This window comes from Arthrobacter luteolus NBRC 107841, from assembly GCF_001552075.1.
Classification (GTDB): Bacteria; Actinomycetota; Actinomycetes; order Actinomycetales; family Micrococcaceae; genus Arthrobacter_B; species Arthrobacter_B luteolus.
This window is the reverse complement of record NZ_BCQM01000001.1, coordinates 233,904-259,408: the sequence shown is the minus strand read 5'-3', so window position 1 is coordinate 259,408 and position 25,505 is coordinate 233,904. Positions and strand designations below refer to the sequence as shown.

General features: G+C 66.2%; 20 protein-coding genes and 1 tRNA gene. 12 read left to right on the top strand and 9 right to left on the bottom strand.

The genetic code is table 11. The features are described 5' to 3' along the window. Positions 1-27 precede the first annotated feature (27 nt). The 4 genes from AL3_RS01160 to AL3_RS01145 form a co-directional block, all read right to left on the bottom strand. Complete coding sequence (locus AL3_RS01160) at positions 28-723, bottom strand: hypothetical protein (protein ID WP_066295675.1); 696 nt, start codon at positions 721-723, stop codon at positions 28-30. After that, entirely contained in the window at positions 720-1,649 is a 930-nt protein-coding gene (locus tag AL3_RS01155) for an ABC transporter ATP-binding protein (protein ID WP_066295674.1), read from the bottom strand. The genes AL3_RS01160 and AL3_RS01155 overlap by 4 nt, the downstream gene beginning before the upstream one ends. Then, on the bottom strand, positions 1,646-2,026 hold the full coding sequence (locus tag AL3_RS01150) for a GntR family transcriptional regulator (protein ID WP_066295673.1): 381 nt from the start codon (positions 2,024-2,026) through the stop codon (positions 1,646-1,648). The genes AL3_RS01155 and AL3_RS01150 overlap by 4 nt, the downstream gene beginning before the upstream one ends. Positions 2,027-2,236: 210 nt before the next feature. Next, entirely contained in the window at positions 2,237-2,758 is a 522-nt protein-coding gene (locus AL3_RS01145; RefSeq protein ID WP_066295669.1) for a MarR family winged helix-turn-helix transcriptional regulator, read from the bottom strand. 62 nt (positions 2,759-2,820) lie between these two features. Here AL3_RS01145 and AL3_RS01140 point away from each other — a divergent pair, with 62 nt between their 5' ends. Further along, on the top strand, positions 2,821-4,296 hold the full coding sequence (locus tag AL3_RS01140; RefSeq protein ID WP_066295668.1) for an MFS transporter: 1,476 nt from the start codon (positions 2,821-2,823) through the stop codon (positions 4,294-4,296). A 43-nt stretch (positions 4,297-4,339) separates the two neighbouring features. On the opposite strand, the gene AL3_RS01135 is transcribed toward AL3_RS01140, so the two are convergent. Next, positions 4,340-5,716, bottom strand: a complete 1,377-nt coding sequence (locus AL3_RS01135) for a macrolide 2'-phosphotransferase (protein ID WP_066295667.1) — start codon at positions 5,714-5,716, stop codon at positions 4,340-4,342. 153 nt (positions 5,717-5,869) lie between these two features. Between AL3_RS01135 and nudC the strand changes: the two genes are divergently transcribed. Beyond that, a complete protein-coding gene (gene nudC, locus AL3_RS01130) occupies positions 5,870-6,847 on the top strand; it encodes an NAD(+) diphosphatase (RefSeq protein ID WP_066295664.1) in 978 nt (325 codons plus the stop codon). Then, positions 6,844-8,967 carry an ATP-dependent DNA helicase UvrD2 gene (locus AL3_RS01125; protein ID WP_066295662.1) on the top strand — a complete coding sequence of 708 codons (2,124 nt, stop codon included), beginning with the start codon at positions 6,844-6,846 and terminating at the stop codon, positions 8,965-8,967. Before nudC ends, AL3_RS01125 begins: the two co-directional genes overlap by 4 nt. On the opposite strand, the gene AL3_RS01120 is transcribed toward AL3_RS01125, so the two are convergent. Next, positions 8,964-10,025, bottom strand: coding sequence for a ThiF family adenylyltransferase (locus tag AL3_RS01120; protein ID WP_066295661.1), 1,062 nt, complete (start codon positions 10,023-10,025; stop codon positions 8,964-8,966). The two genes, AL3_RS01125 and AL3_RS01120, sit on opposite strands and share 4 nt — an antisense overlap. A 123-nt stretch (positions 10,026-10,148) precedes the next feature. Here AL3_RS01120 and AL3_RS01115 point away from each other — a divergent pair, with 123 nt between their 5' ends. Beyond that, the gene (locus AL3_RS01115; protein WP_066295660.1) at positions 10,149-10,721 is read left to right on the top strand and encodes a M48 metallopeptidase family protein; all 573 of its coding nucleotides are present in this window, start codon (positions 10,149-10,151) and stop codon (positions 10,719-10,721) included. 61 nt (positions 10,722-10,782) lie between these two features. Here AL3_RS01115 and AL3_RS01110 read toward each other — a convergent pair whose 3' ends face one another. Beyond that, positions 10,783-12,288: a zinc-dependent metalloprotease gene (locus AL3_RS01110; protein WP_066295658.1), complete on the bottom strand. Its 1,506-nt coding sequence runs from the start codon at positions 12,286-12,288 to the stop codon at positions 10,783-10,785. A gap of 259 nt (positions 12,289-12,547) precedes the next feature. On the opposite strand from AL3_RS01110, the gene AL3_RS01105 reads away from it, so the two are divergent. The 4 genes from AL3_RS01105 to AL3_RS01090 all read left to right on the top strand — a co-directional run bounded on the left by AL3_RS01105 (position 12,548) and on the right by AL3_RS01090 (position 17,759). Beyond that, a complete protein-coding gene (locus tag AL3_RS01105) occupies positions 12,548-13,702 on the top strand; it encodes a YlbL family protein (RefSeq protein ID WP_246168425.1) in 1,155 nt (384 codons plus the stop codon). Positions 13,703-13,929: 227 nt separating this feature from the next. Further along, positions 13,930-16,905, top strand: coding sequence for a UPF0182 family membrane protein (locus tag AL3_RS01100; RefSeq protein ID WP_370664873.1), 2,976 nt, complete (start codon positions 13,930-13,932; stop codon positions 16,903-16,905). 45 nt (positions 16,906-16,950) lie between these two features. Continuing rightward, a tRNA-Met gene (locus AL3_RS01095) sits at positions 16,951-17,027 on the top strand. 168 nt (positions 17,028-17,195) lie between these two features. Beyond that, the gene (locus AL3_RS01090) at positions 17,196-17,759 is read left to right on the top strand and encodes a DUF6328 family protein (RefSeq protein WP_066296945.1); all 564 of its coding nucleotides are present in this window, start codon (positions 17,196-17,198) and stop codon (positions 17,757-17,759) included. A gap of 66 nt (positions 17,760-17,825) precedes the next feature. Here the strand turns inward: AL3_RS01090 and AL3_RS01085 are convergent, their stop codons facing one another. Both AL3_RS01085 and AL3_RS01080 read right to left on the bottom strand, forming a co-directional pair. After that, positions 17,826-18,578, bottom strand: coding sequence for a PspA/IM30 family protein (locus tag AL3_RS01085; RefSeq protein ID WP_066295657.1), 753 nt, complete (start codon positions 18,576-18,578; stop codon positions 17,826-17,828). A gap of 72 nt (positions 18,579-18,650) precedes the next feature. Next, positions 18,651-20,600, bottom strand: coding sequence for a TPM domain-containing protein (locus AL3_RS01080; protein WP_306303017.1), 1,950 nt, complete (start codon positions 20,598-20,600; stop codon positions 18,651-18,653). 429 nt (positions 20,601-21,029) lie between these two features. Here AL3_RS01080 and AL3_RS01075 point away from each other — a divergent pair, with 429 nt between their 5' ends. From AL3_RS01075 to AL3_RS01060, 4 genes are all read left to right on the top strand, one after another. Continuing rightward, on the top strand, positions 21,030-22,598 hold the full coding sequence (locus AL3_RS01075; RefSeq protein ID WP_066295655.1) for a S1C family serine protease: 1,569 nt from the start codon (positions 21,030-21,032) through the stop codon (positions 22,596-22,598). Between the two features lie 321 nt (positions 22,599-22,919). Then, a complete protein-coding gene (locus AL3_RS01070; protein WP_174522103.1) occupies positions 22,920-23,759 on the top strand; it encodes an electron transfer flavoprotein subunit beta/FixA family protein in 840 nt (279 codons plus the stop codon). Between the two features lie 49 nt (positions 23,760-23,808). Next, entirely contained in the window at positions 23,809-24,753 is a 945-nt protein-coding gene (locus tag AL3_RS01065) for an electron transfer flavoprotein subunit alpha/FixB family protein (protein WP_066295653.1), read from the top strand. Continuing rightward, on the top strand, positions 24,750-25,502 hold the full coding sequence (locus AL3_RS01060) for a PIG-L deacetylase family protein (RefSeq protein ID WP_066295651.1): 753 nt from the start codon (positions 24,750-24,752) through the stop codon (positions 25,500-25,502). The genes AL3_RS01065 and AL3_RS01060 overlap by 4 nt, the downstream gene beginning before the upstream one ends. The last annotated feature ends 3 nt before the right edge of the window (positions 25,503-25,505 follow it).

The window sequence follows — 25,505 nt, the reverse complement described above, 5'->3', positions numbered from 1 at the left end:
TGTTCCGTTTCTTCGGAGGTCCGGTACCTAGGGGGTTGCCCGGCGAAGTGTTCCGTAAGACCCTGCGGCGAGGACCACCCCGGCGAGCAGCAGCCAGCCGGACAGGGACAGCGGTGTGAGCTGGACGAACCAGGCGCCGACGGCGGCCCAGGATTCCGTCGTCGTTGCGGCGGCTACCCCGCCCAGCAGGATCAGGGCGAAACCCAGCAGGGCTGCAACCAGCCCAATTGTCCGCCAGCGCCGGTACACGGTGGCGAACCAGAAACCGAACATAAACAGCAGGATGGTCAGCGCGAAGTAGAGAAGGATCTGGACCCACCAGGCAGACTCAGCGACCCACGGCAGGGCGAAGATGTTACCGTCGACGCCCCAGCCGTTCGTTGCCCGTTCCACCAGCCCCAGGAGCCAGTACAGCACCCCCAGGCCGAGCGCGAGGAGCGAAAACAACCCCAGGGTTCCAATGTAGAAAGACCTCCGGCTGACGCTCATCGCCTGCGAAAACGGAAACGTAAGGCTCAGCGACTGAACACCGGCAGCCAGAAAATACCACATGACCGCCTGGCCGGAGAACGCCAGCCGGGTTCCCTCCCCCTGATCGGAGGGGACCAGCGCCAGGATCGCGATGGCAATCAGCGTGGACGTGACGATAATGATCCCTGGTATGCCCAGGTACAGCCATTTGTTCAGCAGCTGCATGCGGGCGACGGCGAGCGGGCGGTTCATCGCAGGACCTCCTGGGTCTGATCGTTGCTGCCGGCGGCGGAGCCGAAGTGCTCGTTTGCCTTGAGCGTGCGGCGGATAATGAGCTGCTGCAGGGAAACCGGAGCGATTTCCAGGCCCAGGGCCAGGGAACGTTCGCGGTCATCCGGTGAGAGGGGAGCGTCGACGGTGACCGATGCGAGGGCTCCCAGGCCTTCCCGGTGCAGCACCGGCCGCCCGGCAACGAATTCCTCCACGGCCGAGGACTTCCCGGCTACGGCGAACGCGGATCCGGTGATGGTTTCCACCTCGTCGTCCATCACGATGCGTCCGCGGTCAATCACGATGACGTGCTCAAGCAGGTTCGCCACTTCATCGATCAGGTGGGAGGAGAGAATGATCGTCCGCGGGTGGTCTGCGAAGTCTGTGAGCAGGCGGTCGTAGAAGAGCTGCCGGGCGACGGCGTCGAGACCCAGGTAGGGCTCGTCGAAGAACGTCAGCTCTGCCCGGGACGCCAGGCCGATGATCACGCCGACGGCGGAGAGCTGGCCGCGGGAGAGTTTCTTGATCCGGTGCTTTTTCGGCCGGGGAAGCTGGAAGTCCTCCAGCAGGGTTTCTGCCAGGTTCCTGTCCCAGTTGGGGAAGAACAGGGCAGCTGCGTCCAGGGCATTCCGTACCGTGAAGTCGTCGGGGTACTTCTGCGACTCGCGGACGAAGCAAAGGCGGGAGAGGATGTGTTCGTTCTCGAACGGGTTTCCGCCGAACACCCGCACTTCCCCGGAGCTGGCAAAACCCTGGGCAGTCAGGATGGACATCAGAGTGGTTTTCCCTGCACCGTTGCGGCCCAGGAGGCCGTAGATGCGGTTCGGAGAGATATCGAGGTTGACGTCGTCAAGGGCCAGCTGGTCCTTGTATCGGCGGGTCAGTCCGCGGGTTTCTATGACGTTCATGGTGCCGGGGTCCCTTCGTGTTCAGCGGCACTGCGTTGGATAAGGCTGGTAAGTTCCTCCACCCCGATGCCGAGCTTCCGTGCCTCGGTCTGGAGGGGCTGCACATACTGGCGGTAGAACTGGTCCCGGCGTTTGGCGAGCACTGCGGCGCGTGCCCCGGGTGCCACGAACATGCCAATGCCGCGGCGTTTGTAGAGCAGGCCCTGGTCCACCAGCAGGTTGACACCCTTCGCGGCCGTTGCCGGGTTGATCCGGTAAAACGCGGCGATTTCGTTGGTTGACGGCACCTGGCCCTCCTCCTGCAATACACCGTCCAGGACATCACCCTCGATCCGCTCAGCGATCTGCTGGAAGATCGGTCTGCTGTCATCGATCACGGCATCCTGCTTTACTGTGGCTCATTTTGCTGCGGCCCTAATTGGCTCGTTGGTTAGTTACTTGACTAACTAACCATGGAGGCGGGAGCGTGTCAACGGTTTGCGCCAAGGAATTCACCGGGGGGGGGCGTGGCGGGCACTAAAAAGCGCCTGCCTGGATTCAGGCAGGCGCAGCGGCTTCAGGAGGCAGGCAGCGGCAGGCAGGCAGGGTCAGTCTGTGGCCTGGTCGTACACCGCGACGAGCCCGTCAAGAAACTTCTGCACGGTCGCGCGTTCCGGCGCTGACATTCCCTCGATGAGCTGCTCGACCCCTTCGATCATGGGCAGTACGCGTTCGTAGGCCCGGTCGGCCGAGCTCTGTGCGGCAGTCACGATCAGTTTCCGCCCGTCGGATGGATGGCGGTCGCGCCTGATGTGGCCTGCATCTTCGAGGCGGTTCAGGACAAGCGTGGTGGCGGCCGTCGAAATCCCCAGCCGCCTGGCGAGTTCCGTGGGTGTGGCCGGGCCGGCCGCGATCAGGTGGTCCATCGCCTCGAGCCCCGGCGCATCCACACCCAGCTCGGAGGCCAGATAGCGCTCAAAGCGCTGCTGTCGAATGGTCAGCTGTTGAATACGCGCGCGGATGTCATCCTCCGGGAGCTCCCGGCCGTCCCGCCGTGCCGCTTCCCGGTCGCTTCGATCGGACCGCCAGGGTGGGCCGGAGGGCGGCTGGGCAGTGCTTTTGACATCCATATCCTCCATAGTAATACTCAAAGTTGCCAATCAAATTGATAATCAAGAATCGGAGCAACTTAATGGGCGAAACCGCCGCTACCCCCTACCGCTGGCGGTGGCTCATCCTCGGGGTGATGCTCGCCGCAGAAATCATGGACCTGCTCGATTCCACGATCGTCAACGTTGCCGGGCCTGATCTGGAACGCTCGCTCGGAGCGTCCGCGCTCGGACTCCAGTGGGTAATCGGCGGCTACGCCCTGACTCTCGGTGCGGGGCTGATCCTGGGTGGACGGCTGGGAGACCGTTTCGGCCGCCGCCCGATGTTCCTGGCAAGCCTTCTGGCGTTCACGGTCATCTCCCTGCTCTGCGCCCTTGCCCCCAGTATCGAAGTCCTCATCACAGTGCGGCTGCTGCAGGGCCTCGCCGGTGCAATGCTGCTGCCTCAGGGTCTGGGGCTGCTGCGGGAGAACTTCTCCGGCAGGGAACTGGCACAGGTTTTCGGCGTTTTCGGACCGGTGCTGGGCTTGGGTGGCATCCTGGGACCGATTATTGGCGGCGGCCTCATCGAAGCCAATCTCCTGGGGCTTGGATGGCGTGCAGTTTTCCTCGTCAACGTGCCCATCGGTCTGGCGGCTTTCATCATCGCGTGGCGCATTCTTCCCCGCCGGGCCGGAGACAAGACGGTCGGGGTGGACATTGTGGGAGCGGCCATCATTATCGTGGCGTCGGCGCTGCTGGTTCTGCCGCTGAACTTCGGACAGGAGCAGGACTGGCCGCTTTGGACGTGGCTGAGCATTGGTGCAGGCCTCGCCGGGTTTGTGGCGTTCGCATGGCATCAACGAGCAGCGGCCCGGCACGGCCGGACTCCTCTGGTTGTGCCGGGGATTTTCTCCCGCCGGGCCTACACCCTTGGTCTGGCAGGCATAGCGCTTTACTTCAGCGCACTCATCGGGACGCAGCTGATCCTGACATTGTTCCTGCAGATCGGCGAAGGATTCAGTGCCGGTGAAGCCGGGCTGGGTAACCTGCCCGTCGCCTTGGGGACCGCCGTTGGAGGCGCGCTGAGCGGAGCCTTCCTCGCAGAGCGGCTTGGCCGCGCTGTCCTGCAGATCGGTGCTGCCGCCCAGATCATCGGAGCTGCGGTCCTCTGGATAGAACTTGGCGCTGAAGGACCGTTCGATATCTGGCAGATCGTGCCGGGGATTGCCGTGATCGGTTTTGGGTCGGGTCTGGTCATCGCCGCGCTGTTCAGCATCATCCTGGCAGCGGTCAAGGACGAGGAGATCGGCTCGGCCTCGGGGGTGCTCACGGCCGTGCAGTCAATCGCCAGTTCGATCGGCGTGGCGGTGTTCGGGTCAACGTTCTTCTCGGTCATCACCGACGGTTCACCCGCGGATGCCTTCCGAAGCACACTGCTCATCCAGGCCGGATTGCTCGCCGCATTCTTTATCCTGTCCTTCCTGTTCCCCAGGACGGGACGGGCAGACGAGTTCGGTGCAGGACCGGACGACGAGGCCAGCCCGGTGGAATCGAAACCAGCACTGGCTTCCGAATGACCGCTGGTTTCGACCGGTCTTCGGCCAGCTTCCCGGACTCCGGCTAGCTGGCCGGGCGCGGGTCCTTCTTAGCGCCGGGACCCGCGCTGTCCGTCAGGGGAATTGCTGTGGTCGCCGTTCCCGGCTCCCCGGCTGCGGCAGCCGGGCCGGCGGCCTCCTCCGGCTCAGCCGCGAGTGCGGGTGCGCTGGCCTCCCCGGGTGCTGACGGGCCGGCGGGGCTGTGTTCTGACGTGGCGGTGGCCTTTTCATCTGCCGCGGGAACGGTGCCGTCAACGCCGCTGACCTGCTCCGCCGGAGCTGCCGGAGCTGCCGGAGCCTCCGGAGCCACGGTTTGCAGAACGCCTGGCTCATCCACGCTGATGGGCAGGACGCTCACCTTGGTTTCGGCCTTTGCTCCCACCTTGGTTCCGGCCGCGTTTTTCACAGTGCCGGCGGGATTGGACGCCGGTACACCGGCGGGTTCGAATTCCGGTGGGGCGGACTCGCGTTCCAGGGCCAGGGCAGCCTCCTGCTCCAGGATGTCCGCTTCCAGGGTCGAGAGCATGTCCTCTGCCTCGGCCACCATCTCCGGGTTCTGCGCGGCTAGCCCGCGCACCAGCCACTGGGCCAGGGCGAACTCTGCGGAGAGCGCTGCGCGGCGGATGAGGTGGGGATCCACCGCGTCCGGGCGTGCCGCCACATAGGCGGCATGGACGGCGTCGGTGAAGCCGGTGTTGTTGGCGGCGATCAGCCAGGCAAAGTCATCGGCGGGATCCCCGATGCGCAGATCTGTCCAACCGCTGACGGCGCTGACCCGGCTGCCGGAGATGAGCAGGTTGTCCTCGTGGAGGTCGCCGTGCACCACGGTGGGACTGAACCGCCACAGACCGACATCCTCCAGGGCATGCTCCCAGCGCCGCAGCAGGGTGGCGGGGATTTTGCCGGTGGTGGCGGCCTGGTCGAGTTCGTTCAGCTTGCGCTGACGGAACTCGTTGGCCGTGTAGCTGGGCAGGTCCGCGTTGTTGACCAGGGACTGGGGCAGGGCGTGAACCGCCGCCATGGTGCGTCCGATGTCGGCGGCCAGCTCACCGCCAACGGCGGCCAGGTCATCAATGTCACGGGTCGTTCCGGGCAGGTGGGAGTACACGAAGGTGCACAGCTCGCCCTGGCGGACGGTTCCGGCGACATAGGGCAGCGCGAACGGCAGCTCGGCGCGGACAGCAGGGACGAAAGCGCGCAGCACCAGCAGCTCGGTTTCGAGGCGCATGCTGGCTTCCACATGCTTGGGTGAGCGTACCCGCCACTGTTTGCCGGCGTCGTCAACAAGGAGTGCGGAGTCGAAATCCGCGACGTCGTCCGGCGAACCGGCGACACCGGTAAGCGCCAGTGCCGGTACGGCGGCGCTGGCCAGGGCTGCCAATTCCATAGGTGTGCGTTTCACACCTTCAACCGTAGGGGCACATGTGGCGGGAGTAACCCATAGACCCCCGGCGAGTCGGAAGAGCGTGAGGAAAACCTCAGCGGGGCGGGTGCTCTATCCACTGCGCGGCATCCCGCTTTCCGCTTGGGCTTCCTCAGTCAGTACGGTAGGTATATGACCAGCCCGCTACGCACAGCAGAGACCCCGCAACTTGGAGCGCTGCCGCTCGCCCGCGGCGCCGTGGACCGGGGCAGTGAACGGAGAGCCGCCGAAGATCTCTTCGAGACCATCCTTGACCTGCCGACCACCCGGGTGATGTACATTTCCGGCGGGAAAACCCTGATCCGGGACACCAGCCGGAACAACTCAGAACTGGTCCTGCAGCGGCCCGGGCCCGGCGGCTTCGGCACCGACCCGGTCTATCTGGGCCGGACGCTCGAAGCAGGCTCAGCTGACGTTGGCGCTGACATTGTGATGGTCACCGTGCCGGAGCCGGAAGCGGCACCCGCCGTGGACGGTGCCCGCTGGGCCGGCCTGCGGGAGGTTGCGACAACTCTGGGAGCGCTGGACGCGGGACTCTTTGTCGAAGCCAGCGCAGTATCGAACTGGCATGCCACGCACACCCACTGCCCGCGCTGCGGCGCGCCCACCGGGCTGGAACAGGGCGGCTGGGTACGCCGCTGCCCGGAGGACGGCAGCCAGCACTTTCCCCGCACTGATCCGGCGATCATCGTGGCCATCACCGATCCACAGGACCGCATCCTGCTCGGCTCAGCGGCTGCCTGGCCCGGCAACCGGTACTCCACGCTCGCCGGCTTCGTCGAGCCGGGGGAATCGCTGGAAGCGGCGGTGATCCGCGAGGTGGCGGAGGAATCCGGTGTCGTGGTGCGTAATCCGCAGTACCTCGGCTCGCAGCCCTGGCCGTTCCCTTGTTCCCTGATGCTCGGTTTCTGCGCTGAGGCAGACGGAACCGAACCGCAGGCCGATGGCGTCGAGATGTCAGACGTGCGCTGGTTTACCCGTAAGGAACTTACCGAGGCCGTGGCCTCGGGAGAGCTGACCATCCCGTCCTCGATCTCCATCGCCCGCAACCTGATTGACCGCTGGTACGGCGGGCCCGTGCCCGAGCCGGTTCCGGCAGGCGGCAAATGATCACCGATTCGCTCGAAGCACGGATCCTCGCGGGGCTCGACGACGAACAGCGCGAAGTCGCGACCACGCTGAACGGGCCGCTGTGTGTCCTGGCCGGTGCCGGCACCGGCAAGACCCGGGCCATCACCCACCGCATGGCGTACGGCGTCCACTCAGGCCTGTACAAGCCGCAGCAGGTCCTCGCCGTTACCTTCACCGCCCGGGCCGCAGCTGAAATGCGCACCCGGCTGCGGGATCTGGGGGCAGGGGGCGTCCAGGCGAAGACTTTCCATGCCGCGGCGCTCAAGCAGCTGCAGTACTTCTGGCCGCAGACGGTTGGCGGGCCCCTGCCCGGGCTGCTGGACCACAAAGCGCAGCTGATCGCTGAAGCTGCACGCCGGCTGCGGCTCTCCACCGACCGCGCCGCGATCCGCGACGTGGCAGCGGAAATCGAATGGGCCAAGGTCTCCATGCTCACCCCGGACAGCTACGTGCGGGCAGCCGCGGGACGGGACGCCCCCGCCGGGTTTGACCTCACCACCGTGTCCCGGATCTTCCAGTCCTACGAGGATGTGAAGGTTGACCGCAACGTCATCGATTTCGAGGACGTGCTGCTGATTATTGTGGGCATCCTGCAGGAGGACCCCCGGGTGGCCGCCGCGGTGCGGGACCAGTACCGGCACTTCGTGGTGGACGAGTACCAGGACGTTTCCCCGCTGCAGCAGCGCCTGCTGGACCTGTGGCTGGGGGAGCGGAACGAACTCTGCGTGGTGGGTGATGCCAGCCAGACCATTTACTCCTTCACCGGGGCCACATCACGGCATCTGCTGGAATTCACGCACCGCTTCCCGGGCGCGCAGGTGGTGAAGCTGGTGCGGGATTACCGTTCCACTCCGCAGGTGGTCAACCTGGCCAACCGCATCCTGGCTGCCCGGACGGCTGAAGGGGAACGTTCGCGGAACGCGCCCCCCTGGCCCGAGCCGCTGGAACTGATAGCGCAGCGCAGCTCCGGCCCGGAACCAACGTTCACTGAGTGCTCCGATGATGAAGCAGAGGCTGCCCAGGTCGCCGCGCGGATCCGGAAGCTGGTCGAGGAAGGCATCGAACCCAGCCAGATCGCCGTCCTGTTCCGGACGAACGGGCAGTCCCAGGCCTACGAGCAGGCTCTGGCCACCGCCGGAATCGGCTACCAGCTGCGCGGTGGGGAGCGCTTCTTCGCCCGGCGGGAAGTCCGCGACGCGATGCTGCAGCTGCGCGCTGCGGCCCGCTCCGTGGGAAACGAACCGGTGCCGCAGGTGGTGCGGGACATCCTTGCGAACCTCGGCTACACCGCGGAAGCGCCCTCCGGGGGAGGAGCGACCCGCGAACGCTGGGAATCCCTCGCCGCCCTGGTGGCGCTCGCCGATGAGCTGCACGCGAACCGGACGTTGGATCCGGAGAGCATTTTCACCCTGCAGGACTTCTCCGCCGAACTCGAGGAGCGCGCTGCCGCGCAGCACGCGCCGAAAGTCCAGGGCGTGACCCTGGCGAGCCTTCACTCGGCCAAGGGCCTGGAATGGGACGCCGTGTTCCTGGTGGGACTGAGTGAAGGCCTGATGCCGATCTCCTTCGCGGACACGCCGGAAGCTGTGGATGAGGAACGGCGCTTGCTCTACGTCGGGATCACCCGCGCGCGGGTGCATCTGGCACTGTCCTGGTCTACGGCCCGGACACCGGGCGGCCGGGCCAACCGCAAGCCGTCGCGGTTCCTGGACGGGCTGCGGCCCAATACCGCACGGGACGCCGCCGGACCGCGGCAGGTAAGGACGGCCCGCAAAAAGGTTGCCGGTCCGGCAAAGTGCCGGGTGTGCGGGACACTTCTCGGCTCCGGTGCTGAGCGGAAGATGGGCAGATGCGGGGACTGTCCTGCGACCTATGACGAAGTGACGTTTGAGGCGCTGCGGGATTGGCGCCGCGGAACTGCTGCCGAGGCGGGCATTCCGGCGTTTGTTGTCTTCACCGATGCGACGCTGGTGGCCATCGCTGAGGACAAACCGCCAACGCTGAACCGGCTGGCCACCCTTCCGGGGGTGGGACCGTCCAAGCTGGAACGCTACGGTGAGGCAGTGCTGGCCGTGCTCGCCGCCCACCCCGGCGCTTAGGCCGCCTTGTTTGCGCCGGCGGACTGGAGCCGGCAGCCGCACCCGGGATGGAACTCGAGTGGTTCCACTCCGATGTGTCCGTCAGCAGTGCGCAGCTGAAGCACGGCGGACCACGTCACGGGCTGGGCCACGCCGTCGATGAAGGACAGCGCCTGGCCCGCGGCGATCCCCGCTGCCAGGCCAGCCGCCGAGACTTCCTCGCCGCCGGGTCCCTGCTGGCCGCCGGGGTCAGGCGGCGCCGGCGCCGCGGAGGAGGCGTACCAGCCGGGATCGGCATCGCCGCGGTACCGGTCCAGGCAGCCCAGGCAGGCAGTGGATCCCGGCACTACGAGCGGGCCGACCTGGTAGCCGTACTGCTGGACCGCAACCGCGAGATGGGGCTGCTCGCGTTCACCGCCGCCAGCTGAGAGCAGCGGGCCGGGCTGGTCGGAGACGAGGACAGCCAGGTCCGTGCCGGCTGCGGGCCGGCCCGCAGCCGGTCCCGGAACGGAGAGGACCCGGACGGTCGGGTCGATCCGGTACAGGTGCCGTCTGACTGCCTGGAACCGCTGCATGCCAATGTCGGTCAGCGCGTAGGCGGGTCCCACGTCGGAGGGCGCGACTACGTTCGGGTCGCCCAGGAGCAGGGTGCCGATTCCGGCAGCTGCCAGGGTGCGGGCAAGGAGTGCCCCGCAGCGGCCCAGGCCCTGGATTTCGACGGCGGCACCTGCCCGGCGGGCGACAGCTCCGGAGGCGTCCTGGCCATATACCGCGGAGAGCCGCTGGATGTCCGGCGAGAGCCGTTCCTGCCGCAGGGGAGGCAATGGATACTGGCTGCCGGGGCAGGGCAGCAGGACAGGTGCCAGGGCTGTCAACAGCTGCGACTGCCGTTCTGCGCCGATGCCTGCCGCTGCGGCAGCCGTCTGCTCCGTACCGTCCGGAACCCCGCCGCGCAGGTGCCCGACAAATGCCAGATCGGCGGCAGTGAGGCCGGCCAGCAGCAGCGCCCCGGCGCCCAGGCCGAACTGCCTGCGGTCAGGGCCAAGGTCCAGAACATAGATTCCGGGGTTGATCCGCATGCTGGGCCTCCTGAAGACAGCGGTCTGAAAACGTGGGAGCACCCATGCTGGCACGCGGTGAAACCGCTTCCAGGGTTATCCACAGGTTCACGAACCTGCCGGCTGCCGGAATAAGCTGGAGACATGCCCACCCCGTCTGTTCCTGCCACCACCCGTGGCGGCCTGCCCATTGAAGTGCGCCGGTCGGCCCGGCGGAAGCGCACAGTCAACGCGGTTTTCCGGGACGGGGTAGCAGTGGTGTCCATTCCGGCGCACTTCACCCGGGCGCAGGAAGCGGATTGGGTTCAGCGCATGGTGGACCGGTTGGAGACCCGGGCAGCGGCTGCTCCGGCACCGGACCCCGCCAGCGGGGAAACCGACCTGGCGCGGCGCGCAGCCGAGCTTTCGGACCGCTACCTCGGCGGGGCGGCCAAGCCGGTTTCGGTGCGGTGGGTCAGCAACCAGAACTCGCGCTGGGGCTCGGCCACACCGGCACGCGGCACCATCCGGCTGTCGGACAAACTGGCAGGCATGCCGCCCTGGGTCGTTGACTACGTTCTGCTGCACGAACTTGCCCACCTGATTGAGGCGTCACACGGACCCCGGTTCTGGCGCCTCCTGGAGTCCTACCCACAGACTGAGACGGCCAAGGCTTTTCTCTCCGGCGCGGCCTTTGCCAGCGCGCGCGGGCTCAAAGGCGAGATGTCCGAAGACTGAAACACCCCGGGCGGTTCGCTGCCCGGGGTGTTTCAGTCACTGGCTGAGGAAGGTCTGCGGCCTAGGACGCGTTGCCGTCCTTGCCGTTGTCAGGGTTCTCTGCGTCGTTCTCTGCATCAGATCCGTCCTCCGGGCTTCCGTCCGGCTGCGCGTCTCCGGAGGAGTCCGCCTCGGCGTCCGGACGGGTTTCGCCGGAGGGATCAGCAGCGGGATCGGCGGGCGTGCCGGGGGCGTCCTGGTCGAATCCGCCCTCAAGCAGCCGCCGCAGGGCCGCATCGACATCGGAATCGGAGGCGTCGAGCAGTTCGCGGCGCTTGCTGAATCCCAGCGGGTCGTCCAGGTCTTTGGAGGTGGGCATCAGATCGGGGTGTTCCCAGATGGCATCCCGTCCCTCAATTCCGCGTTCTTCGCGCAGCTGCGCCCACAGGGCAGCGGCATCGCGGAGCCGGCGGGGCCGCAGCTCCAGTCCAACCAGCGATGCGAAGGTGTGCTCAGCGGGACCGCCGCTGGCCCTCCGCCGCCGGATCATCTCGCGGAGGGCCGCGGCTGAAGGAAGGTTGGAGGTGGCGGCAGCGCTGACCTCGTCCACCCAGCCTTCGACCAGGGCCAGCGCGGTTTCCAGGCGCTCAAGCGCCGCATCCTGCGCAGGTGTGCGCTCGGGCTGGAAGACGCCGCCGGCCAGAGCTTCCTGGAGCGACTCGGGGTTGCTCGGGTCGATGTCCCGGGCCACGTCTTCGATCTTGGAAATATCGATGTGGATGCCCCGGGCATAGCTCTCAATGCTGCCGAAGAGATGCCCGGCGAGCCAGGGCGCGTGGGCGAACAGCCGGGCGTGGGCTGCTTCGCGGACAGCCAGGTACAGCCGGATTTCAGCCTCCGGAATATCCAGGCCCTCGCCGAAGGCGGCGACGTTCGCCGGCAGCAGCGCCATGGTTCCCGCGGCCAGCGGAAGGCCGACATCAGTCGAGCTGACAACCTCCTTGGACAGGGCACCAACCGCCTGGCCCAGCTGGATCCCGAACATCGCCCCGCCCATGTTGGCGAGCATGGAAGAGGCCCCGCCCATCATGGACTTCATTTCCTCAGGCATCTGCGTGGAAATGGCGTTGCTCAGCGCTTGGGAAATGCTGACTGCCACGGGCTCGGTAAGGCGGCGCCAGGAATCCATGGTTGCTTCGACCCACTCGGCGCGGGACCAGGCCTTGCCGATCGCCGCCGTGGAGGGAAAATCGGTGACCGGATCCAGCCACATCTGTGCAACGTGCAGTGCTTCGCCAACGTCACGTGCCTGCTGGGCGCTGACCGAGGGGTCGGTGCCGGTGGCGGCCACCCGGCGGGCGTTGTCCTTGGCGAGCTGCCAGTTGACGGGCCCGTCCGTGGGAGTGCTGAACATGGCCTGAACCTGCTGAAGGATCATGGCCATGGCATTGGGGTCCGAAGGCAGCCCGGCGGCTTTGGCCAGTTCCTGCGGATCTATGCCTCCGGCCTGCCCGCCGAAAAGGCGTGCCAGCATTTCGGACAACGGGTCCTGGGGCGTATCCCCGTGGTCGGAGGGGTTTGAGCTCATGGGTACCACCGGTCCTGTGGAAGTTCTGATGCCTGGGCAGCCGGTGGATCACCGGCGGCCTGGGTTTCCACGTTACCGGCAGGCGCCGCGGCCTGTCCCGCATTCCGGGATTCGTTCGCTGTTGGCAAAGGACCACGTGGGACAATGGCCCAGGGCTCCACGTACGGCCCAAGAACCAGGCCAGCATGCACTGCGCCCGAATCGCCACGAAAACAGCCGCTGCGCCGCGAAGACCGCCGGTGCAGGAAAGGAAAGCCGATTGCGTTCCCCGAATGAAGACTTTCCTCCCGCTGCCGACGGCGCGGAGATACCGTCCGCGGACAGCTCAGCGGACGCCGGACCACGTCCGTCCCGCGGCCGGCGTTCACCCCGCCGGCGGGCCTTGTTCGTTGCCGGCGGAACGGCGCTGCTGCTCGGGGCCGCGGGCTTGATGCTGCCCGCTCCGTACGTCGTGGAATCGCCCGGTCCCACGTTCAACACCATCGGGGAAATCCCTTCGGGTCCATTGATCAGCATCGAGGGCCGGGAAACCTATCCGACGGCGGGCGAACTGGACCTCACCACTGTCTACGTCTCCGGCGGCCCCAACGGCGCGGTCAGCATGGCGGAGGTGCTCGCGGCCTGGATCAGCCCGGACGACGCCGTTCTTCCCGTTGACTTTGTCTATCCGCCGGGAACCACCAGCGGCCAGGTCAAAGAGGAGAACGCGGCTGCGATGACCTCATCGCAGGAATCTGCCGTGGCGGCGGCTTTGGCGCAGCTGGATATTCCCTTCACGGAGGAGCTGGCAGTTGCCGGCACCATGGAAGGGGCGCCGGCAGACGGAAAGCTGGAAACCGGCGACGTCCTGCTGCAGGTGGACGGCAAATCCATCGAGGGGATGGACTCGCTGCGCCAGGCACTGAATGAGTCGGAGGGAAACCCCGCCGAGATCACGGTCCGCCGGAATGGCGGAGAGCAGACCGTCAGCATCACCCCTGAACTTTCGGACTCAGGCGCCTACCAGATGGGTGCCTACCTCAGCATCGACTTCACCTTCCCGTTTGAGGTCAGCATCGCGCTGGAGAATGTTGGCGGCGCCTCGGCCGGAACGATGTTCGCCCTGGGAATTATCGACAAACTCACCCCGGGAGAGCTGACCAACGGGCGGCACTTCGCCGGCACCGGCACCATCGACGCATCCGGGAACGTCGGTCCCATTGGAGGGATCGAACAGAAGATGGTGGGTGCGAAGAGCTCGGGAGCCGAGTTCTTCCTGGCGCCGGAGGCCAACTGCGAGGAGGTTGCCGGAAATATCCCCGCGGATCTGGTGGTGGTCAGCGTTGCCACCCTGGATGATGCGCTCACCGCCGTCGAGACCCTCGCCGCGGGCGGGAGCGCCGCGGGCCTGGGCAGCTGTACGGACGGCGCCTAAGAAAGTTCTCGGCGGGCGCGAATCACGATCCTAATAAGGTTCAGTTCAGGGGCCGGTATAAGTGGCCGTTCGGCAGCCAAACAGGGCAGAATAGGGAACCACGGCAAGAAACGCGCAGCCGTCGGACAGAGGGGTCACGGTTGCTTCGATTTGGAGGCAGCGGAATATCTCCACCCGCCGAGCTGCCGCAGGTGCCGTGAGCCGACGCCCCGAACGATGAGGAAACTGTGACTTCCGGACCAAATGGCCCATTCTCCCAACCCGGCTCCACCGCCACCAAACGGCGGCGCAGCCCGCTGATAGCAACCCTCATTGTGGTTGCTGTCCTGGTGATCGGGTTCGTGTACTTCTCCCAGGTCTACGCCGACGTGCTCTGGTACAACCAGCTCGGTTTTCTCGAGGTGTTCGTAAAGGAGAACCTCACCCGCCTCGGCCTGTTTGCCGCGGCGTTCCTGGTGATGGCGGCGTGCGTCTTCTTCAGTATCCGGGCCGCCTACTCTTCGCGTCCGATCTATGCGCCGGACAGCTCCATGCAGGACAACCTGAACCGCTACCAGGCGCAGCTTGAGCCGGTCCGGAAGCTGCTGATGATCGGTATCCCTGTGGTGGTCGGCGGATTCGCCGGCACGGCGGCGATGGCGATGTGGGAACAGACCCTGCTCTTCTTCAACCGCCATGACTTCGGGCAGACTGACCCGGAATTCAACATGGACTACAGCTTCTACCTCAACACGCTGCCCTTCGTGGGCTTCGTCGTCGGGTTCCTGATTTCCGTCGTGGTCATCAGCGGTATTGCAGGACTGCTCACGCATTACCTCTACGGCGGCATCCGGCTCGAGGAAAAGGGTATCTTCGTCAGCCGGCCGGCACGGATCCATATTGCCGTCATCGCGGCTTCCTTCCTGCTGCTGCAGGCAGTGAACTTCTGGCTGGACCGCTACAACACGCTCCAGAGCACCTCCGGCGCCTGGACCGGCGCCCTGTACACCGATGTGCACGCCGTCATTCCGACGAAGGCCATCCTGGCCGTGGCATCCGTGATCGTCGCCCTGCTGTTCATCGTCTCGGCCATCATCGGACGGTGGCGCCTGCCCATCATCGGTACCGCCATGCTGGTCATCACGGCGATCGTCGCCGGCGGTGTCTACCCCTGGATCGTCCAGCGTTACCAGGTCATTCCGTCGGAGCAGACGCTTGAGCGCGAGTACATCCAGCGCAACATCGAACTCACCCGCGAAGCCTACGGCCTCTCGGACACCGAAGTGATCCCGTACGACGCCACTGTCGACGCGAACGCCGGTGCGCTGGCCGCAGACGCCGGAACCACCTCGAACATCCGCCTGCTGGACCCGAACGTCGTCTCTGACGCCTTTGGCCAGCTGCAGCAGTTCCGCCAGTACTACCAGTTCCCGGAAAACCTCAACGTCGACCGTTATGACGTGGAAGGCGATGTCCAGGACACCGTGATCGCGGTGCGTGAACTGAACGTTGGCGGCGTCCCGACCGGCTGGGTGAACGAGCACGTCCTGTACACCCACGGCTACGGCGTGGTCGCTGCCCGCGGCTCCACCGTCCAGCCGGACGGCAAGCCCAGCTTCATGGAGTCCGGCATCCCGTCCACCGGTGTGCTCGGGGACTACCAGCCCCGCATTTACTTCGGCGAGTCTTCCCCTGACTACTCCGTCGTCGGCGCCCCTGAGGGCACCGATCCGGTGGAAATCGACCGTCCGCAGACCGGCAATTCCGCGGACGATTCGCAGACCACGTTCGACGGCGAGGGCGGCCCGAGCATCGGCAACATCTTCAACCAGCTGGTTTACGCCATCAAGTTCCAGTCCACGGAACTGCTGCTCTCCGACTTCGTGAATGAAGAGTCGCAGATCCTCTACGACCGTGACCCCCGCGACCGTGTCGAAAAGGTCGCTCCGTACCTGACCGTCGACGGAAATGCCTACCCGGCGGTCGTGGACGGACGCGTGAAATGGATCGTGGACGGTTACACCACCAGCAGCCACTTCCCGTACTCCACCCAGCAGGAGCTTGCCTCCGCCACCACCGACTCGCTGACCGGCGGCGGCTCCCAGGCCCTGCCTGCGGACCGGGTGAACTACATCCGCAACGCCGTCAAGGCCACCGTGGATGCGTATGACGGATCAGTCACCCTGTACGCCTGGGATGACCAGGATCCGCTGCTGCAGGCCTGGCAGGATGTTTTCCCGTCCACGCTGAAGCCCTACAGCGACATGTCAGCGGACCTGATGGCGCACGTGCGGTACCCGGAGGACCAGTTCAAGGTCCAGCGCGAGCTGCTTGGCCGCTACCACGTCACCGACGCTGACTCCTTCTACAAGAACGACGACGCCTGGTCTGTCCCGTCGGACCCGACCCGGACGAATTCCGACGTCAAGCAGCCCCCGTACTACCTGTCCCTGCAGATGCCGGGCCAGGAGAAGGCAGCCTTCTCGCTGACGACGCCGTTTATTCCGTTCGTCGCACAGAATGGCGAAGCACGGAACGTGCTCTACGGATTCCTCGCTGCCGACGCCGACGCCGGCACCGGAACCGCGGGGGAGAAGGCAGACGGCTACGGCAAGCTCAGGCTCCTGGCGCTGCCTACGGATACTGCTGTGCCCGGCCCGGGCCAGGCCCAAAACCGGTTCAACTCTGATCCGACCGTTTCCAACGCCTTGAACCTGCTGCGCCAGGGAGCCTCGGAAGTTATCAACGGCAACCTGCTCAGCCTCCCGGTCGGCGGCGGCATGCTCTACGTGCAGCCGGTCTATGTGCAGTCTTCGGGAGCATCGTCCTACCCGACGCTGCAGCGCGTACTGGTGAACTTCGGTGAGAAGGTCGGCTTCGCGCCAACACTGGACGAAGCGCTGAACCAGGTGTTCGGCGGCGATTCCGGCGCAGTCACCGGCGACCAGGAGAATGTCGGCAACACCCCGGATACCGGAACCGAAGTTCCGGGGGGAACCACGGCGCAGGCTGACCTGACAACCGCGCTGGCCGATGCCGGCGCAGCCATCCAGGAGGGCCAGGACGCCCTGGCCAGCGGCGATTTCGCGGCCTATGGTGCAGCCCAGGACAAGCTGAACGCGGCTATCCAGCGGGCTATCGCAGCGCAGGACAAGATCGCCGGTGGCGCTGCCGCCGGTGCCGCCCAGGATGGCGGCACCAGCGGTGAAGGCTCCGGTGAGTAGCTGATTTGCGGCTCCGCCCCGCGGCCGGTACAGTTGATACCACGCCGCGGGGTGGAGCAGTTCGGTAGCTCGCTGGGCTCATAACCCAGAGGTCGCAAGTTCAAATCTTGCCCCCGCAACCAAGAAAATCCCCGTCCGGGTTCCGGACGGGGATTTTGCTTTTTTTCCTGCACTGTTTTTTGGCAGGGGTTCCTGACGGCTGTGCCCTGCTGCAGACGGTGCCCAAAATCCGGTGTCCGATCTTCCGGCCGAACCCGCTGCCGGCCGGCGGCAGCCACTACACTCGCTGCATGACTGCCCGCCGCAGCGGCAGGCCGCACGGAAAGTCCTGGAGCGGGCCGGAGGCAGACCCGGACCGCGGGGAAAGCGCCCTGCAGAAGCTGGACCGCAATTGGACAGACCTGCTGCAGGAACTGCGCGTGCTGCAGACCGGCATCCAGATCCTCACCGGTTTCCTGCTGACGCTTCCGTTCCAGGAACGCTTCACCACTCTTACCCCGGCCCAAACCGGAATCTATCTGGCCCTGGTTGTTCTCTCGGTCCTGGTGACGGCGGTGCTGATGTCCACGGTGGTAATGCACCGCTCCTTTTTCCAGCGCCGGATCAAGTACGACCTGGTCCGCAACAGCGACCAGCTGCTGCGCTGGACCCTGGTCCTGGTGGGACTGATCCTCATCGGCACCGTAGGGCTGGTGTTCGACATCGTGCTTGGTGGCTGGGCAGGCCCGGTGGCCGCCGCGGCAGCCGCCGTCGTCCTTGCCGGTCTGTGGATCGTGCTGCCGCTGGCCGGCCGCAGGCGTGCCCTGCAGCGCGGCGGAGGTACTGAGCCGGGAGAGGACACCCCGGCCGGGTAACAGCGCGGAAAAACCAGCAGGCCGGCACCCGGTCGGGGGCCAGCCTGCTGTAAAACGCCGCTGTGGCTAGTTCTGCTCGATCGCAGACTGGTTGGCGGACTGGTTCGAAGCCGAGGCCTTCAGGGCTGCCAAGCGGGCTTCAACCTCGGTCTGCTCGCCGAGATCCTCCAAGGACTCAAACTGGGCGTCCAGGCTGGACGCAGCGAGTTCGTTGGCGCCGCGCACCTTGGCCTCTTCGCGGCGGATCTTCTCTTCGAAGCGGCCGACCTCTGAGGTGGGATCCATCACGTCGATGCTCTTGATGGCGTCGTGCATCTGGTTCTGTGCGGCGGCGTTCCGGGCGCGGGCGATGAGCTCGTTGCGCTTGGACTGCAGCTGCTGGAGCTTGTCCTTCATCTGGGTCAGGCCGGTCTTGAGGCGCTCGACGATTTCTTCCTGGGAAGCGATCGTCGGTTCGGCGCCGCGTGCCTCGCTCTCAGCAGCCATCTGGCGCTGAATCGCGACCTTTGCAAGGTTGTCGAACTTCTCTGCGTCCACGGTGTTTCCGCCGGAGCGGAACTCGTCCGCCTTGCGGGAGGCCGCGAGAGCCTTGTTGCCCCAGTTCCGGGCGTTCTCCAGATCTTCGTTGTAGTCGTCCTGGAGCATCCGCAGGTTGCCGATGGTCTGGGCGACGGCGCTCTCTGCTTCGGCGATGTTGTTGCTGTAATCGCGGACCATCTGGTCAAGCATCTTCTGGGGGTCTTCCGCCTGGTCCAGGAGGGCATTGATATTGGCCTTGGCCAGTGTGGCGATCCGTCCGAATATTGACTGCTTTACCATCTGTCTGCCTTTCAAACGCTGGGGTTGTGAGTTGTGTGCTGTTACCAGCCTGTCAAAAATCTTGGCTGCAGCCTAGAAATTTCCGCCGGAGGAACCGAAGCCCCCACCGCCGCCGCCGAAGCCGCCTCCGCCGCCCCAGCCGCCAAATCCGCCGCCGCCCCAGCCGCCTCCGCCGCCATGGGAGCCGCCACGGAGGATGGAATCGATCAGGATGCCGCCCAGGATTGCCCCGCCCAGCCCGCTGCCGCCGCCGCGTCCACCGTACATACCGCCGCCACCACCCATACCGCCCATTCCGCCGAACCCGTCGACATCCTGGCGGGCCATCTCGGACGCCTGCGCCGCCAGCGCATTGGCCTGCTGGGCGTAAGCGAGCGCACTGACCGGGTCTGAGGACTGCACGGCGATGGCCTGCTGCAGGTTGCGTTCAGCTTCGGCGAGCCGGGTCCTCGCTTCGCTGCCGACTCCGCCGCGGCGGGCGCGGATGTAGTCGGAGGTCCCGGCGATCTGCGCCTGCGCCGACATGATTGTGTGCTGCAGGGCGTCGCGGGCCCGGCGTTCCTGTTCCTGCCGGTCGCGGAGCCCCTCCAATGCCGCATCAAGCTGGGCGTTGGAGGACTCAAGCCGGCCGAGGAGGTCCACCGGATCGTACTTGCCGCGCCGGGCGCTTTCAACGGCGTCCAGTGCCTGTTCGACGCCGGCAATCGGGCCGGCCAGGGCGCCCTGGGCGCCGCTCTGGGCAAAGGCCCGTGCCTGCGCCAGATCCTGCCGTGCGTCGGCTACCGCCCGGTCAAGTTCCGAGGCCGCGGTATCCAGTCCCGCCCCGGTGCGGTCAATGGCATCAATGAGGACATTCGCCTGATGGAGGCTTTCCTCGGCGGCCCGGACGGCCAGCACCGCTGCGGAGGTGTCTGCGCTGCTGAGCTTCTCTTCCGCGGTGGCTGCGGCGTTCTCCACGAAGGCCAGCCGCTCGGTGGCCTGTTCAATGTTGTCCCGTACCTGGACCAGGGCGGAGTCGCTGTACCGGGTACTGAGTCCGTCCAGGGCCGCCTGGGCGGAGTCCAGCCTGGCCGCGGCGGCGCGCGCGGATTCCTGCGCCGAAGCGAGGGCACTCGGTGCGTTCTTCTCCAGTTCGCGCAGCGCATCGAAGTCTTCCTTGTGCGCCTGCAGCGAATCGTTGACCGCTTCACAGCGGCGGATGATGTCCTTGAGCCAGGTGCGCTGCTGCTCCTCGGTATCCGGAATCTCGTCGTCGAGCTGCTGCTGCATCTTGAAGGATTCACCCATGTGGGCACGGGCGACGGCGAGGTCGTCAGTAAACGTCGATACGGCGTCGTCCCCGTACTGGGCTGCGGCGAAGGCGAGTTCCTGCTCGCTGGATTTGATGGCGTCATCTGCCGCAATGAGCAGGCTCCCGGCACGCTTGCGCAGCTCTTCCACGCTCATGGCATCCAGCGGATCCTTCGGCGCAGCGTCCTGAGCCCGAGGCAGTGCGCCCCGTTTCCGCGAGCGGCTGCGGACCAGGGCAAAGACAGCGAATGCTCCGACAAGCACGATGCCGGCGGTGATGAACGCGGGGAGCAGGCTGCTGCCGCCGGTGGAGATTTCCCCGCTGCCGCCCTCGGCAATGTCCTCCAGGGACTTGGTGGCGTTGACAGCGGAAGCCGCCCACTGCTCGGAACTGATGTTCTGCACGCCAAGCAGCGGTTCCTGGGCTGCCTCAATTATCGCGTTGCGCTTGTCCTGGGTGAGTACCGACTGGTCTCCGGTGGAGACCTCCAGCTTGCGTTCGACGGTTGCGACGCTCAGCAGGGCTTCCTTGGAGCCCATGCCTTTTTCCGTCACGACGTCCTCGGCCCAGGCACTGGCATCCGAGGGATCGGTGAAGCTGTCCACGTACACGACGTAGAGGGTGTAGCCACTGCTGCGCTGTACGTCCGTGATTGCCTGCTGGACTTCGCCGGTGCTGCCGCCCAGGGAATCGTTGGTATCCACCAGATACTGCCCGGGGGGGATGCTCACGGGAGGGTCCGCGTGGGCCATGGACGGAGTCAGCACCGCCATCGCACTCAGAGCCAGCACGGCCGCAAACCGCTTCGTCCTCAACCGCATAAAAAATCCCTTGTGTGTTTTGAACTTGTTTGTCTCTGCACTTTGTCTCTGCGCCGCGTCTGGTGGTGCTGGGCTCTGCCGGACGGATTGCATTGATTCTATGGGTGGCCAGAGCACCCGTCCACCACGAAACGGTATCCCATGGAGCTGGACGCTTGCCCGGAGATACCACGGCTGACTAGGGGAGACGACGGCGGTCCAGCGGCCCACCGCTGCCACAGCCGTTCGGGAAACTCCCAGTAACCATCCAGACTTCTCCAGTCTGCATCACAGACTCCCCTGTCATAGTGGATGGGTCGATACTTGTGGGTAAACCGAATTCTCGAAAGGACGGCCCATATGACTGAGCACTATGGGGGCAGCGAAGGCACACAGCGGCCTCTGCCTCCCCGTCCGCCGGCACCGCCGTCTTCCAGCACCCCCGCAGGGGACGCGCCGGAGCCTGCGGCGACCGAAACAACCCGGCTTCCCGCCGGCGGCGGCGCTCATCCCGATCCGGGAGGCAACAGCGGGCAGCAGCCAGCCTGGACGGCGCAGCAGGCACCCGGCGGGATGCCGGCCCAGTCCGCGTCCCAGCCCGGCACTTTCGGCACTCCGGGCTCCGGTCCGCAGCAGGGATACGGCGCCCCCTATCCAACGGATTCCCCGGGCAACACCTATTACGGAGGCGGCCACGGGAATACAGGCCTGCCGCCCGCAGCAACGGAACGGCGCCGTTACGGCACCGGGACCCTGGTGACGGCGATGCTGGTAGCCGGCCTCCTCGGCGGCGGTGTGGCGGTCGCGGCAGACGCGGCGCTCAACGGCGGCAATACGGCCGCTGGAACCACAGGCCAGTCCCAGACCGTGGTGGTCAACGATCACGAGAGCGTTAACGCCGTGACTGCCGCGGCGGTAAAGGCCTCTCCGAGCGTGGTGACCATCGAGGTCTCCGGCTCCGGCAGCTCCGGCAGCGGCTCCGGGATCATCCTGGACGATGAAGGGCACATCCTGACGAACACCCACGTGGTGACGCTCGGCGGCACGGTTGCCAGCCCCTCCATCGAGGTGCAGACCGAAGACGGCCGCGTGCTTTCCGCAACGGTGGTCGGCACCGACCCGCTGTCCGACCTCGCCGTCATCAAGGTGGACGCACCGGACCTGACCCCTGCCTCGCTGGGGGACTCGGGCGATTTGAACGTCGGAGACACCGTCATCGCCATCGGCGCACCGCTGGGACTGGCAGGCACGGTCACCGATGGGATCGTCTCCACCCTGAACCGGACCATCAGCGTCCAGTCATCAGCCGCACCCGAGTCCAACACGGATTCGGCACCGGAGGACGACGGCTACGGGTTCCGGTTTGCACCGCCGGACGGGTCCTCGCAGAATCAAAGCTCGGCCTCCGCATCGATCTACCTGAACGTCATCCAGACTGACGCGGCGATCAACCACGGAAACTCCGGCGGAGCGCTGGTGAACTCCGACGGCGAAGTCATCGGTGTGAACGTTGCGATCGCTTCGGCGTCCTCCACCAGCACCGGAGAAGACAGCGGGAGCATCGGCGTCGGGTTTGCGGTTCCCGCCAACTACGCAAAACGCGTGGCTGAGGAAATCATCGCCGACGGATCCGCCAGCCACGGTTTCCTGGGCGTTTCGGTAACGCCGGCCACCGGGTCGGGCTCGTCTTCCTTCACCATCGGTGCAGCGATCGCCGACAATCCGGCGAGCGGGACACCGGCCGCCAACGCAGGGCTGCAGAAGGGGGACATCGTGACATCCGTGAACGGAATCCCCATCACCGATGCGCAGTCCCTGACCGCAGCCATCCGGATGCAGGCTGCCGGCAGCAAGGTCAACATTGACTACGTCCGCAACGGCCAGACCGCCAGCACCAGCACCACGCTGGGCGACTCAGCCAGCCAGTAGCTGCCCGGCGCCCGCGCACCGGCACAGGACACCGCACCGGCACAGGACACCGTGCCGGCGCAACAGGAACAGTTCCGGCCCGCTGTGGGGATGAATCCATCTCCCGCAGCGGGCCGGAGCCATGTTCCGGCCGCTGCGGCCAGGGGCGGCACCCCTTTAGGGGGAGTGCCGGGACTACCCGGAGGGAACTTTCACCGGAGCGCGCCGGGCCCTGGCATTCGAGCCCGGCGCCGGCGTGTGATTAGCTTTAAACTGTCGCCGCCGATGCGCGGGGGAATGCCGGAATCCCACCGGCGGAATCGTCCTACAGGAAAGGCCGGAATGCAGGAGTCAGCCAACAGGCCGCTGAACATCGTCGTTTTGGTTAAACACGTCCCGGACACCCAGTTTGATCGTCAGCTGGCTGGCCCGGACCACACACTTGACCGTTCCGAGAGCATCCTCTCCGAGCTGGACGAATACGCCCTCGAAGCCGCGCTCCAGCTGGCTGAGGCACGCGGTGGGGAAAAGGGCGGCAACACCGTTACCGCCGTTGCGATGGGGCCGGCCGCCGCGGTGAACGCGGTGAAAAAATCCCTTCAGATCGGCGCCTACAAGGGCGTGCATCTGCTGGATGACGGCCTCGCCGGGTCCGATGCCGCCGGCACCTCGCTTGCCCTGGCCGCCGTCGTACGCCATCTGGACAACACTCAGGGACCCGTTGACCTGGTGATCACGGGAATGGCGTCCACCGACGGAGAGACCTCGCTGGTTCCGGCGCAGCTCGCCGAGCGGCTGTCGTTTGCCCAGCTGACCTTCGCCGCGGAGCTGGAAGCGGTGGACACCGCGTCCGGTCCGGTGCTGCGTGCCCGGCGCGACGGCGACTCCTACTCCGAGACGATCGAGGCGCCGCTGCCGGCCCTGGTGTCGGTGACGGACCAGGCCAACGAACCGCGCTACCCGAACTTCCGCGGAATCATGGCGGCAAAGAAAAAGCCTATTGCCGTGCTCTCGCTCCAGGACATCGGGCTGGAGGCGTCCCAGGTGGGATTGGCCGGGTCCTGGACCTCAGTGGCCGCGTCGGCACCGCGCCCGGCGCGTGGGCAGGGCACCGTCATCAACGACGACGGGGATGCCGGCATCAAGCTCGTGGACTACCTCGCTTCGCAGAAACTCATCTAGCACGTCCGCTCAGGCGCTGCCGCGCCCGCACCCCCAAGGAGGGCGCCCCATGGGCTCCGTTTTGGTCTTCATCGATGTTCCGTCCCTGCCACTGCCGCGGGCGGCCCGCGAGCTGCTGGCTATCGCCGCCTCGATAGGTGACCCGGTGGTCGCCTCACCCCGCCCGCTGTCCGAGGAAACCGCCGCGGAACTGGGCAGGCACGGCGTCGTGGAACTGTACGAGCCTGCCCAGCCGCTGCCCGATGTGCTGGTCGCTGCCAAAGCGGCGTTCCTCGCTGAAGCGGTCCGGGCAGCCGGGCCCGTGGCCGTGCTGCTGGGCAACTCCTTCGAAGACCGTGAGGTGGCGGCGCGGACGGGCATCAAGCTCGGTTCCGGCGTTATTACCGACGCCGTCGCCGTCGCACCGGATCTCTCGGTCACCAAATCGGTGCTGGCCGGGTCTTTCACGTCGACCTGCCGGGTCGAGACCGGGGTTCCGATCATCACCATTAAGGCGAACTCGGTCGAACCGGCGCCGGCCGGGGAGAACGCCGCACCGGTGCGCAGCCTGGTCACCGTTCCGGAAACCGGCCCGGCGGCAACCGTGACCGGACGCTCCGAGAAGCGTGTGAGCGGACGTCCGGAGTTGTCCGAAGCCAGGGTCATCGTGGCCGGAGGCCGGGGCGTGGACGGCGACTTCGGACCGCTTGAGGAGCTCGCCGACCTGCTGGGAGGCGCCGTGGGAGCCTCCCGTGCAGCCACGGACGCCGGCTGGATCGAGCATTCCGCGCAGGTGGGCCAGACCGGCAAGACGGTCTCTCCCCAGCTGTACATCTCCGCCGGTATTTCCGGCGCGATCCAGCAGAAGGCCGGAATGCAGACCGCCAAGGTGATTGTGGCCATCAACAAGGATTCCGACGCACCCGTTTTCGAGATCGCCGACTTCGGTGTGGTGGGTGACCTGTTCTCCGTGCTGCCGCAGGCCGCCGAGGAAATCCGGCGGCGCCGGGCGTGACGGTTTTTCCGGCTGAAATAAAGGTGCAGCGGGTCCTGGCCTTTGCCGCGCACCCGGATGACATTGATTTTGGGGCAGCGGGAACGCTGGCAGCGTGGGCTGCGCAGGGCGCCGAGGTTTCCTACTGCGTGATGACTGACGGAGACGCCGGCGGTTTTGAACCAGGGGACCGCGCGGGCGTGAGCGCCCTGCGAAGCAGCGAGCAGCGGGCCGCTGCGGACATCGTTGGCGCCGGCCAGCTGCATTTCCTGGGCGAACGCGACGGATTCCTGGAAGTGGGCCACGAGGTCATCGGCCGGACGGTGGAGCTGATCCGCCAGGTCCGGCCGGACGTTGTGCTTGCCATGCATCCGGAACGGAACTGGTCGCGGATCCAGGCCAGCCACCCGGACCATCTGGCCTGCGGTGAGATCGTGACCCGGGCGGTCTACCCGGCCGCGGAGAACCCGTTCGCCTACCCTGAACTCGCAGCGCACGGGCTCGAGGCCTACAAAGTACCGTGGCTCTGGTTCTACGGAGCTCCCAGGGAACGGGAAAACCATGCCGTGGACATCACCGCGCAGCTGGACCGGAAGCTCGCCGCTATCCGGGTGCACGCCAGCCAGCATCCGGACATCGAGGGAATGGACGCCTCCGTCCGCGGTTTCCTGCAGGACAATGCCCGCCGGCATGGACTGCCGGCAGGCAGCAGTGCGGAGGTTTTCCATGTGGTGGGCGTGAACACACCCGCCACCATTGCGGGTTTCTAGCTC

Bases quoted from the DNA above. Each gene is read 5' to 3' on its own strand.
- AL3_RS01160 (WP_066295675.1), bottom strand. From the start codon at position 723: ATGAACCGCCCGCTCGCCGTCGCCCGCATGCAGCTGCTGAACAAATGG.
- AL3_RS01155 (WP_066295674.1), bottom strand. From the start codon at position 1,649: ATGAACGTCATAGAAACCCGCGGACTGACCCGCCGATACAAGGACCAG.
- AL3_RS01145 (WP_066295669.1), bottom strand. From the start codon at position 2,758: ATGGATGTCAAAAGCACTGCCCAGCCGCCCTCCGGCCCACCCTGGCGG.
- AL3_RS01140 (WP_066295668.1), top strand. From the start codon at position 2,821: ATGGGCGAAACCGCCGCTACCCCCTACCGCTGGCGGTGGCTCATCCTC.
- nudC (WP_066295664.1), top strand. From the start codon at position 5,870: ATGACCAGCCCGCTACGCACAGCAGAGACCCCGCAACTTGGAGCGCTG.
- AL3_RS01125 (WP_066295662.1), top strand. From the start codon at position 6,844: ATGATCACCGATTCGCTCGAAGCACGGATCCTCGCGGGGCTCGACGAC.
- AL3_RS01120 (WP_066295661.1), bottom strand. From the start codon at position 10,025: ATGCGGATCAACCCCGGAATCTATGTTCTGGACCTTGGCCCTGACCGC.
- AL3_RS01115 (WP_066295660.1), top strand. From the start codon at position 10,149: ATGCCCACCCCGTCTGTTCCTGCCACCACCCGTGGCGGCCTGCCCATT.
- AL3_RS01110 (WP_066295658.1), bottom strand. From the start codon at position 12,288: ATGAGCTCAAACCCCTCCGACCACGGGGATACGCCCCAGGACCCGTTG.
- AL3_RS01090 (WP_066296945.1), top strand. From the start codon at position 17,196: ATGACTGCCCGCCGCAGCGGCAGGCCGCACGGAAAGTCCTGGAGCGGG.
- AL3_RS01085 (WP_066295657.1), bottom strand. From the start codon at position 18,578: ATGGTAAAGCAGTCAATATTCGGACGGATCGCCACACTGGCCAAGGCC.
- AL3_RS01075 (WP_066295655.1), top strand. From the start codon at position 21,030: ATGACTGAGCACTATGGGGGCAGCGAAGGCACACAGCGGCCTCTGCCT.
- AL3_RS01070 (WP_174522103.1), top strand. From the start codon at position 22,920: ATGCAGGAGTCAGCCAACAGGCCGCTGAACATCGTCGTTTTGGTTAAA.
- AL3_RS01065 (WP_066295653.1), top strand. From the start codon at position 23,809: ATGGGCTCCGTTTTGGTCTTCATCGATGTTCCGTCCCTGCCACTGCCG.